Source organism: Chromohalobacter sp. 11-W (assembly GCF_029889905.1).
Lineage (GTDB): Bacteria > Pseudomonadota > Gammaproteobacteria > Pseudomonadales > Halomonadaceae > Chromohalobacter.
Genome location: NZ_JARANZ010000006.1, coordinates 265,901 through 274,740, shown reverse-complemented (window position 1 = coordinate 274,740; position 8,840 = coordinate 265,901). Strand labels below are relative to the sequence as shown.

13 protein-coding genes are annotated in these 8,840 nt (G+C 61.4%); 3 read left to right on the top strand and 10 right to left on the bottom strand.

The features are described from left to right. Positions 1-270: 270 nt before the first annotated feature. Positions 271-471, top strand: a complete 201-nt coding sequence (locus tag OP494_RS10915) for a hypothetical protein (RefSeq protein ID WP_348521701.1) — start codon at positions 271-273, stop codon at positions 469-471. 108 nt (positions 472-579) lie between these two features. Here OP494_RS10915 and OP494_RS10910 read toward each other — a convergent pair whose 3' ends face one another. From OP494_RS10910 to OP494_RS10900, 3 genes are all read right to left on the bottom strand, one after another. Then, positions 580-1,398, bottom strand: coding sequence for a Tim44-like domain-containing protein (locus tag OP494_RS10910; RefSeq protein WP_280540758.1), 819 nt, complete (start codon positions 1,396-1,398; stop codon positions 580-582). 111 nt (positions 1,399-1,509) lie between these two features. Beyond that, a complete protein-coding gene (yaaA, locus tag OP494_RS10905) occupies positions 1,510-2,298 on the bottom strand; it encodes a peroxide stress protein YaaA (protein WP_280540757.1) in 789 nt (262 codons plus the stop codon). A 110-nt stretch (positions 2,299-2,408) separates the two neighbouring features. Then, the gene (locus OP494_RS10900) at positions 2,409-3,440 is read right to left on the bottom strand and encodes an NADP(H)-dependent aldo-keto reductase (RefSeq protein WP_280540756.1); all 1,032 of its coding nucleotides are present in this window, start codon (positions 3,438-3,440) and stop codon (positions 2,409-2,411) included. Between the two features lie 261 nt (positions 3,441-3,701). Between OP494_RS10900 and OP494_RS10895 the strand changes: the two genes are divergently transcribed. Together OP494_RS10895 and OP494_RS10890 are read left to right on the top strand one after the other, a co-directional pair. Continuing rightward, positions 3,702-4,211, top strand: a complete 510-nt coding sequence (locus OP494_RS10895) for a sel1 repeat family protein (protein WP_075367776.1) — start codon at positions 3,702-3,704, stop codon at positions 4,209-4,211. 134 nt (positions 4,212-4,345) lie between these two features. After that, positions 4,346-4,843 (top strand): hypothetical protein, encoded by a 498-nt coding sequence (locus tag OP494_RS10890; protein WP_040243142.1) that lies wholly within the window; start codon positions 4,346-4,348, stop codon positions 4,841-4,843. A gap of 70 nt (positions 4,844-4,913) precedes the next feature. Here the strand turns inward: OP494_RS10890 and OP494_RS10885 are convergent, their stop codons facing one another. The 7 genes from OP494_RS10885 to OP494_RS10855 all read right to left on the bottom strand — a co-directional run bounded on the left by OP494_RS10885 (position 4,914) and on the right by OP494_RS10855 (position 8,837). Further along, complete coding sequence (locus tag OP494_RS10885) at positions 4,914-5,885, bottom strand: NAD(P)H-quinone oxidoreductase (RefSeq protein WP_280540755.1); 972 nt, start codon at positions 5,883-5,885, stop codon at positions 4,914-4,916. A 66-nt stretch (positions 5,886-5,951) separates the two neighbouring features. Beyond that, positions 5,952-6,515, bottom strand: coding sequence for a TIGR00730 family Rossman fold protein (locus OP494_RS10880; RefSeq protein WP_280540765.1), 564 nt, complete (start codon positions 6,513-6,515; stop codon positions 5,952-5,954). A gap of 76 nt (positions 6,516-6,591) precedes the next feature. Next, on the bottom strand, positions 6,592-7,113 hold the full coding sequence (locus OP494_RS10875; protein WP_280540753.1) for a DUF501 domain-containing protein: 522 nt from the start codon (positions 7,111-7,113) through the stop codon (positions 6,592-6,594). Continuing rightward, on the bottom strand, positions 7,097-7,411 hold the full coding sequence (locus OP494_RS10870) for a hypothetical protein (protein WP_280540752.1): 315 nt from the start codon (positions 7,409-7,411) through the stop codon (positions 7,097-7,099). The genes OP494_RS10875 and OP494_RS10870 overlap by 17 nt, the downstream gene beginning before the upstream one ends. A 28-nt stretch (positions 7,412-7,439) precedes the next feature. Beyond that, a complete protein-coding gene (ybaK, locus tag OP494_RS10865) occupies positions 7,440-7,910 on the bottom strand; it encodes a Cys-tRNA(Pro) deacylase (protein WP_280540751.1) in 471 nt (156 codons plus the stop codon). Beyond that, a complete protein-coding gene (locus tag OP494_RS10860; protein WP_280540750.1) occupies positions 7,907-8,317 on the bottom strand; it encodes a thioesterase family protein in 411 nt (136 codons plus the stop codon). Before OP494_RS10860 ends, ybaK begins: the two co-directional genes overlap by 4 nt. 94 nt (positions 8,318-8,411) lie before the next feature. Further along, a complete protein-coding gene (locus OP494_RS10855; RefSeq protein WP_280540749.1) occupies positions 8,412-8,837 on the bottom strand; it encodes a hypothetical protein in 426 nt (141 codons plus the stop codon). Positions 8,838-8,840: the final 3 nt, after the last annotated feature.

Here is an 8,840-nt window from a genome sequence, read left to right as displayed (position 1 = left end):
GAAACCGCTTAGCGCCGATGGTAGTGTGGGGCTTCCCCATGCGAGAGTAGGTCATCGTCAGGCATTTATTTCGACACCCCCGGCCAATGGTCGGGGGTGTTGTCGTTGGGGCCTCCCTCTCCAGGCCTTGTGTCGAACCCCCGCTTCAGGCGAAGCGGGGGTTTTTTATGTCTACGCATTTGCCGTCGCTTCCGTGCTATTTGCCTGTTGTTGTCCTCTGTGCTTAAGTGTGTGCCGTACATGGAGTACGTAACCATTAAGGAGAATAGTATGCTGCGTAGTGAATGGCTCAGGAAAATGGCCTTGGCATTGATCATTGGCATGACGGCAGTTGGTGTCGTGGCGTGCGACGATGAAGGCCCGGCGGAAGAGGCTGGAGAGTCCGTGGATAACGCTATGGACGATGCTGGCGATAGCATGGAAGAAGCGGGCGAAGAAGTTCAAGATGCCGCCGAGGATGCGCAGGACTGAGACTTAGCGCTGATCGCTTGGAATTCTTAAAAGGCCGGGCATTTGCCCGGCCTTTTGCATGTTTCTTATAGGGTAAGGTGCCACCAGCGTGGCGCATGTTCGCCGGTATCAGACGCCGGGGTTCTGCTCGATACCCTGCACATACCAAGGCGCTCCATCACGTAAGTCGCGGATTAGATGCCAGGTCTCGTTGAACTCGGTTTGCTCGCCGTTTTCATCGAGGATGCCGTGGAAAAGAACGCTAGCTTCGGCTTGCTGTCCGATCTCCCGTATGTCTCCCAACTCGGCGAAAAGACGCACAACCTCTGTGCGATTGTTTGCGGGCTGCTGGGCGCGCTCTTCGCGTAGTAAGTTGTAAAGCGCTGGAGTGACGTATTCCTGAATGTGCGCCAGATCGTTATTGTCCCAGGCGCGCTGCAAGGTCATGAAGTGCTCCTTGGCGCCGCCCAGGAAACGCTCCTTGTCGAACCACTCAGGCGTCGAGCCGACGCTACCTGTGACTGTGCTGCCGTCATTGGGAAAGGGCGTCGTGTCCTGAGTGTGGGATTGACGCGCGTGGTGCTGTGGGCCACTGGCGGTTGAGGCGCGGCGCGCCCTCAAGAAGCGGAAGGCCAGCCAGGCGACGAGGGCGACTAGCAGGATGTCAAAGAAGCGGAGACCATCGAAGGCACCGCCGAAGAATAAGGATGCCAGCAAACCGCCGGCCAGCAAGCCGGCGAATGGCCCTGCCCAACGCGAAAGCCCGGCACCGGGTTGACGCTGGGGCGTCGTCGCATTGTTACGGCCGATCGCCGAGGCGGAGCTATCTGCGGAGCGCGAATAACTGCCAAAACTCTTGCCACCACCGAACCGTTTCGCCTCGGCGTGATCGGTGCCAAGGCCAAAGCCGAGCAAGCCGACCAGAAGCATCACGAAGATGTTGCGCATGCACGTTCTCCCGCAGAATGAGAAGGGTCCGAAAATGGATGCTCGATTCTAGCCGGGATTCAACGTTGAAGATATCTAGCTGGGCCGGCTCAACGCCGGCCACGCAAACTCTCAGGAGGCGACCGTCTCACTTTCTCGGCGTGTAAAGACCCAGGTATCGCCGTCAGACAGACTGTTGTTGAAGCGATAGCCGTCGACGTCGAAGCGTTTCAGGTCCTCGGGATCGTCGACACGCTGGCGAATCATCCAGGCGGCCATCAAGCCCCGGGCTTTCTTGGCATAAAAGCTGATGATCTTGAATTGACCGTTCTTCTCATCCTTGAAGACCGGCGTGATCACGCGACACGTCAAGCGTTTGGCATCAATGACTTTGAAGTACTCGTTGGAGGCGAGGTTGACCAGCACCGGCGAACCGCTTTCTTCCACGGCTCGGGAAAGATCTTGGGTGAGCCGCTCTCGCCAGAAGGCGTAGAGATCCTTACCTGCCGAGTTGGCCAGCTTGGTCCCCATCTCCAGACGATAAGGCTGAATCAGGTCGAGAGGACGCAGTAGTCCATACAGCCCCGAGAGAATGCGCAGACGTTGCTGTGCCTCTTGGTTGTCCTGCTCACTGAACGAGGGCGCGTCCAACCCCTGATAGACGTCTCCCTGGAAAGCCTGTGCTGCGGGCTTGGCATTCTCCGGTGAGAACTGTGGTGCCCATTCGGCAAACCGTGCGGCATTGAGTCCTGCCAGCTTGTCACTGATGCCCATCAACTCGGAAAGCCGTTGTGGGGAATAATCGCGCAGGATCTCGATCAACTCGGCGCTTTGCTCAAGATATGCCGGTTGAGTGTATGTCGCGGTCGTGGGCGGTGTCTCGAAATCCAACGTCTTGGCCGGTGAAATGACGCTTAGCATGCGCAGTCCTCGCGTTCGGGATCGGAAGGTTTATTGCCGTCAGTATAACAAGCGCACCAAGGTGCTCCGATGATGACGTGCCTATCGCGGTGATAGGCACGTCATCAGCGTCAGGGGCAGGGATTGGGGTGCTGACGGTGCACCGCCTCGATGGCCTCGAGTACGCTATCGTCCAGCGTCAGGTCCTCGCTGGCCAAGTTGGCGTCGAGCTGCTCGAGCGTGGTTGCGCCGATGATGTTGCTGGTCAAGAACGAGCGTGAGTTGACGTAGGCCAAGGCCATCTGGGCAGGATCCAGGCCATGTTCGCGTGCGATCCCGACGTAGGCGCGAACCGCTTCCTCGGCAAGGTCGGACGTATAGCGCTTGAAGCGCTCGAATAGGGTCAAGCGGCCCTGAGGTGGGCGGGCGCCATCGAGATATTTGCCGGTGAGCGCGCCGAAGGCCAAGGGCGAGTAGGCCAGAAGGCCGACGTCTTCACGATGGGCGATCTCGGCGAGCCCGACCTCGAAGCTACGATTGAGCAGGTTATAGGGGTTCTGCACGCTGGCCACGCGCGGCACACCCAGCGAGTCTGCGAGGTGCAGGCTTTGCATCACGCCCCACGGCGTCTCATTGGATAACCCGATGGCGCGAATCTTGCCCGCATCGACGAGCTCCTTGAGGGCCGTGAGTGTTTCCGCCAACGGCGTGGCATCCTCATCCTCGTCATGCTGGTAGCCCAGCTTGCCGAAGAAGTTGGCGCTACGGTCGGGCCAGTGGAGCTGGTAAAGATCGATGTAGTCGGTGTTGAGACGGGCCAGACTATCGTCGACGGCACGCTGCAAATGCTCACGGGTCAAACGCGGGCCGCCGCGGACATGATCGAGGCCAGGGCCGGCGGCCTTGGTGGCGATGACCAGGTCGTCGCGTTTGCCGCGTGCCTTGAGCCAACTGCCGATATAGACTTCGGTTCGCCCCTGGGTCTCGCCCTTGGGCGGGACGGGATACATCTCGGCAGTATCGATGAAGTTGATGCCTGCAGCAGTGGCGCGATCGAGTTGTGCATGGGCATCGGCTTCGGTGTTCTGTTCGCCGAAGGTCATAGTACCTAGGCACAAGCGGCTGACATGAATGCCGGTTTGACCAAGGGGACGTGTCTGCATCTGGGGCTCCACGCGGGTATCGAAAAAGGAATGGAAACGGCATGGTAGCGGTGCCGCGAGCGGGCGGCAAACGGGGGTTGAGTCCGTCTGAGGGTAGGCGTATGCTTGGCGCCCCGTTGCCGGGGATAAGGGCACCAAGCGGTATGTCAGGCAACGGTGACAGTGAGTTTATCCGGGGTGTTGGCGCGTGCAGGGAGAGCCCGAGCCGACGCAATCGTTTACGTACCTTTCTTGGTCACGACGACTTCAGGGTCGATGGTTATGCAACAGGTATCCTCTCTGCGGATTCGGCTCGAATACCGTCTCGCAGCCCAACTGTTACATGCCCGCTGGATGACACGCTCTCCCGGCAAGCATCGTTTGACGATGCGACTTTTTCAGCGCTGTGCCGAAGCCGGCCATACCGCCGCGCTTTCGTTCTATGGCCATATGCTGTTTCATCGTGGTAACTCTCCGCAGGATAAGGCCAAGGGCGCACGCTATGTCTTTCAGGCTGCCTACGCGGGTGATGTGCATGCGCAGTACCAGGCGGGTCGCATTTACGAGTTCGGTTGTGCGCAGTACGCCCGCCGCGAAGAAAAAGCGGTGACATGGTATGCGCGTGCCGCCGAAGCCGGCCATGGCCTGGCCGCCGAGCGTATGGCCGAGGCCTATCGTCACGCCCACCTGGGGCTTCCCGTCGATTCCCGGCGTGCCGCGCAATGGGCGGCACTTGCCGAACGCGCGCAACGCAGCGAAGCTGGCGAGCCGATCGCGTCACTGACCCACTGAGACGCGCTGCTTGAGAGTAGTGCCGTGGGGCTCGCATCGTGTTCCCCGTTCACGTAGTCTGATTGGCGTGGCCCCGGTGGACATCGTGGGCCATGCCACGTTCGTGATATCGCTTTGAAGAGGAATACTGCCACGTGTTGCCGATACTGCTCGATATCGAAGCGTCCGGTTTCGGGCGTGGCAGCTATCCGATAGAGGTGGGCATCGCGCGGGCCGATGGCAGTACCTGTGCCTTCCTTATCCAACCGTTGGAAGAGTGGACCCACTGGGACCCCAAGGCCGAATTGCTGCATGGCATTTCGCGTGGCCGACTGCACCGCGAGGGCTACCCCGTCATCGAAGTCGCGCGATGGCTCAACGATGAGCTAGCGGCCGACGGCATCGCCTATAGCGATAGCTGGGGATACGACAATACCTGGCTGTCGCTATTGTTCCACCACGCGGGCATGCTGCCGCGCTTTCGCCTCGAGGCATTGCGTCGTCTGCTGGATGAATCGCAACTCGAACGGTGGGGGGCGATGAAAGAGGTCATCATCCGCGAGCGGGGCATTCAACGCCACCGAGCCGGTGACGATGCACGCCTGTTGCAGCTGACCTATCAGCGTACGCGTGATGCCGCAGGGCTCGCCTAGGAAGCCCTTGTAGAGCCCTCTAGACCGGTTTCCAGTCACCCGCCCCGCGGTCGTTGGCTTTCGTTCTGCGTTACCCTTCTCCGCTGACGCTCAACAGCACCTTGCCTGTGTTGGCATTGTCGATCATATGCTGCATCGCGGTATCGGCATCTTGAATTGGCCAGGCCTTGTCAATCAGCGGCTTGATGTCGCCATTGGCTATTCGGGGCCAAACATGGGCATGCAACGCGTCGAGAATGGCGCCTTTGGCGCGGGGAGAGCGTGAACGCAGCGTCGAACCGATGACACGCTGACGCTTCATCAGCATATGACCGAGGTCGATCTGGGCGTCACGCCCTCCCATCAAGCCGATCAATACCACTCGCCCGTCAGGGTTGAGCACCTGTAGGTCTTGGGCGATGTAGTCGCCGCCCACCGGGTCGAGAATCATGTCCGCGCCGCCCCAGTCCTTGATCGGCGTGACAAAGCTACCTTCGTGCCGATTCCATCCGGCATCGGCACCAAGCCGCTTACAGGCATCCAGCTTTGCCTGGCTACCGACGGTGACGAAGCACGGGTTGCCGAAGGCACGGCACAATTGGATGGCGGCCGTTCCCACCCCACTGGCACCGGCATGCAGGACGATGTGTTCGCCATGCTTGGCGGCGCCTTCCATGTACAGGTTGAGCCACGCGGTGGCGAAGACTTCCGGTAGCGCGGCGGCGTCACGCAGGCCGAGTCCTTGGGGAATGGGCAGCACCTGGGCCTCGGCGACCACTACTTGTTCAGCGTAACCGCCGCCGGCCAGCAGGGCGCAGACCTTGTCGCCGGGCTTGAAACGTTCCACGTTGCGGCCCACTTCGGCGATCGTGCCGCTTATTTCTAGTCCTGGGATCTCACTTTCGCCGGGGGGCGGTGGATATTGCCCCGCACGTTGCATCACGTCGGCGCGGTTCATCCCTGCCCAGGCGACATCGATACGTACTTCATCAGCGGCAATACCGCGCGGCGCGTCATGGGATTGCCAAACCAGCGTCTGATCGTTGATGGCGATAGCGTACATCGACCTTTCCTCCTTGAAGAAGCTGGGATCAACTGTCCGCCGCCCGTGAGGCGTGACGGTACGCGCTCATGAGGTCGTCGGTGGTGCGTGTTGCGCCGCCATCAAGCGGTCGAGCAAGTGATCGGGGTCAGCGGCGGCGACGAGTCTCGCGCGTGTCTCGGGATTGAGAAAGCCGTGCGCGACGGTGTGATCCAGAAACTCCAATAATGGGCGATAGAAGCCGCTGACGTCGAGTACGCCGATGGGCTTGTCGTGAAGTCCCAGGTACTGCCAGGTCCATGTCTCGAATAACTCTTCCAGGGTGCCGATGCCGCCAGGCAGGGCGATGAAGGCATCGGCGTGCTCGGCCATGGCCGCCTTGCGCGCATGCATATCGTCGACACGCAGCAAGTGCGTCAGTCCCTCGTGCGCCATTTCGCGCTCGACCAGGTGGTGGGGAATGACGCCGATGACCTCGCCGCCTTCGTGGAGTGCGGCATCGGCCACGGCCCCCATCAGGCCGACGCGGGCGCCACCGTAGACCAGTCCCCAGCCGCGTTGCGCAATGCACCGACCCAGCGTCTCGGCAGCGTGACGAAAGCTGGCATCGCGTCCCTCACGCGATCCCATATAAATACAGATGCGCACGATTCCCCCCTTATCAGATCGATAGACTTTGTCTCGACATCCGTGTCTTGCGCGATGACCGGCCAAGTGCCACAGAATGCTAGCGCAGACAGGCGAGCACATCGTACTCGGTATCCATCCAGCGGCCGATGGCATTGTCGCCGCATAGATGATGAGCGTATTGCATATGCAGGCAGCGCACTTGATCCCAGTTGGCGATGCCGCCGATGCCGCGTCGCGTGAAGAGGTCGCGATAACCTTGGCGGTCGACGATGTCGCGTTCTGCGTCGCTCATGGTCTGCCAGCGCTGGGCCACGTAATCCTCGTGACTACGCCGGTACGCAGCCATGAAGTCGGCCTCCTCCTGGAGGCGCGACTCGAGGGCCTTGATAACGCCTTGGGCCTCGATGCGCGAGATGGCGATTTTCAAGTGATCGGAGCACAACCAGAAATGCGTCGGGAAGGGTTTATCGTCGACGATGGCATGCATGCGCAGCACCAGCGGTGTGCCGTCTTGCGTGGCCGCAGCCACGGTTTGGATACCACGCGGCGCGCGGCCCAGTTGTTGGGTAATGAGGGCCAGTTGGCGCTCATCGGGCGCCTTTTCAGGACGAATCACCATCGCGGGGGTCCAGTACGAATTTCGGCGAGTGGGCCACGGCCCGGAAGAATGCCGTATTGAGCTGCGCGGGCGTCGGCACGTAGTGCCATTCACGCTCGCAGTAGTCGCGTGCTCGTGCGAGTAAGGCGTCATACAGGCGGTTGAAAGGAGCATCATAATCGTAGGGATCAGCGCCGGGCAACCGCAGGTGAGGATAGTCGGCGAAGCGTGCCACGAAGAAGCGCTCCAGCCCTTTCTCGACCATACGGTGGCGGGGCTTGTCGTCGGGCGTGAGCCATAGGTCGTAGCGAATCGCCATGCGAGTCTCCTCGCCTATCGAAGATGTTTCATGCCCGCGCCAGCGGGGCCGTGGTCGCCTCGAGCAGGGCGATCAAGGCCATGGGCGCGAGGCATATTTCCAGGCCGCGCCGACCGCCACTGACGTGGAGTGATGACAAGGTGAGGGCGCTGTCGTCCACGAAGGTGGGCAGGCGCTTGCGCTGTCCTAGTGGGCTGATGCCGCCCACGACATAGCCCGTGGTGCGCTCGGCCAGGGCGGGGTCGGCCATCCTGGCCTTGCGCGCGCCGGCGGTCTTGGCGAGTCCTTTAAGGTCGAGTGTGGCCATGACGGGCACCAGGGCGACGACGAGACGCCCATCATCGAGTTGCGCGAGCAAGGTCTTGAACACGCTATCCGGCGCCAGCCCCAACGCGGCCACGGCTTCCTCGCCATAGGCGGCGACCTTGGAATCGTGCGTGTATTGCAGCACCTCGTGCGGGATGGCGTCGCGCTCCAGAAGGCGAATGGCGGGCGTCATGCGGGAGCGGCCTCCTCGTCGACGAGATGGGCGGCCAGCGCCTCGCGAAGAGCACCGGTCAGTGCCACCGCCGAGCCTTCGCTGTGATCGTAATGCACCAGCACCACATGGCCTCGGGCGCCCAGACGGCCTGCCTGCCAGGCTTCCTGGGCGACGGTGAAGGAGCTGTTGCCGAGCCGCGAAAGCCAGGTGCGAATCTCGACATCCTGTCCATAAAACAGCTCGGCGCGGAACTCGACATCCAGCTTGGCCATGATCAACGGCCACTTACGGGGATCGAGGTCGGGCACGAAGAGACGAAAAAGATCGTTGCGTGCCAGCTCGAACCAGGCCGGCAAGCGGGTGTTGTTGATGTGCCCGAGGGCATCGGTGTCGTAGAAAGCCGGCTCCACGCGGCGTGTGAACATGTCATTTCCCCGGGGCGTCGCCATCGAAAAAGGTGCTTTGCAAGCTAATTAGCATCGGCTTCTGGTGGTATGTGGTCAAGTCCACTCTTCGTCCTCAGATAAGACGCAAGGCGTCCTGGTCGACCCAGGCGGCGTCCAGAGCCTGGGCAAGCGGTTCGCGTAAGTGACTCGGCAGGGCCTCGTGGGCGGCATCCAGGGACGGAAAATCGCGGTTGCGCAGCCAGCAGTAGGCCCAGGCACAGGCTTCCTCGTCGTCGTCGGGCGTCGGGCGTGCCGGCATCTGGTTCAGCAGAAAGACGGCGGTACGTGCCGCCCACAGAGGCGGTTGGCAGTCGCTGCTCCATTCACGCAGACAGCGCCCATCGGGTTCGGCTTGCGGTTCGCCGAGCCCGGCCAGGCGCGAGGTGTCGGCGAGAATCATCGCCAGGCGATCGGGAGCGGCCTGACCCAGCATCAGCCAGCGTCTCACCAGACGTGGTGTGCCTCGCATGGCCTTGGCATAGAACGAGGTTTCAGGCATGTT

Coding starts and splice junctions, on each gene's coding strand:
- OP494_RS10875 (WP_280540753.1), bottom strand. CDS start 7,113: ATGGTGATTCGTCCTGAAAAGGCGCCCGATGAGCGCCAACTGGCCCTC.
- OP494_RS10860 (WP_280540750.1), bottom strand. CDS start 8,317: ATGTTCACACGCCGCGTGGAGCCGGCTTTCTACGACACCGATGCCCTC.
- ybaK (WP_280540751.1), bottom strand. CDS start 7,910: ATGACGCCCGCCATTCGCCTTCTGGAGCGCGACGCCATCCCGCACGAG.
- OP494_RS10885 (WP_280540755.1), bottom strand. CDS start 5,885: ATGTACGCTATCGCCATCAACGATCAGACGCTGGTTTGGCAATCCCAT.
- yaaA (WP_280540757.1), bottom strand. CDS start 2,298: ATGCTAAGCGTCATTTCACCGGCCAAGACGTTGGATTTCGAGACACCG.
- OP494_RS10855 (WP_280540749.1), bottom strand. CDS start 8,837: ATGCCTGAAACCTCGTTCTATGCCAAGGCCATGCGAGGCACACCACGT.
- OP494_RS10895 (WP_075367776.1), top strand. CDS start 3,702: ATGCAACAGGTATCCTCTCTGCGGATTCGGCTCGAATACCGTCTCGCA.
- OP494_RS10900 (WP_280540756.1), bottom strand. CDS start 3,440: ATGCAGACACGTCCCCTTGGTCAAACCGGCATTCATGTCAGCCGCTTG.
- OP494_RS10910 (WP_280540758.1), bottom strand. CDS start 1,398: ATGCGCAACATCTTCGTGATGCTTCTGGTCGGCTTGCTCGGCTTTGGC.
- OP494_RS10915 (WP_348521701.1), top strand. CDS start 271: ATGCTGCGTAGTGAATGGCTCAGGAAAATGGCCTTGGCATTGATCATT.
- OP494_RS10870 (WP_280540752.1), bottom strand. CDS start 7,411: ATGGCGATTCGCTACGACCTATGGCTCACGCCCGACGACAAGCCCCGC.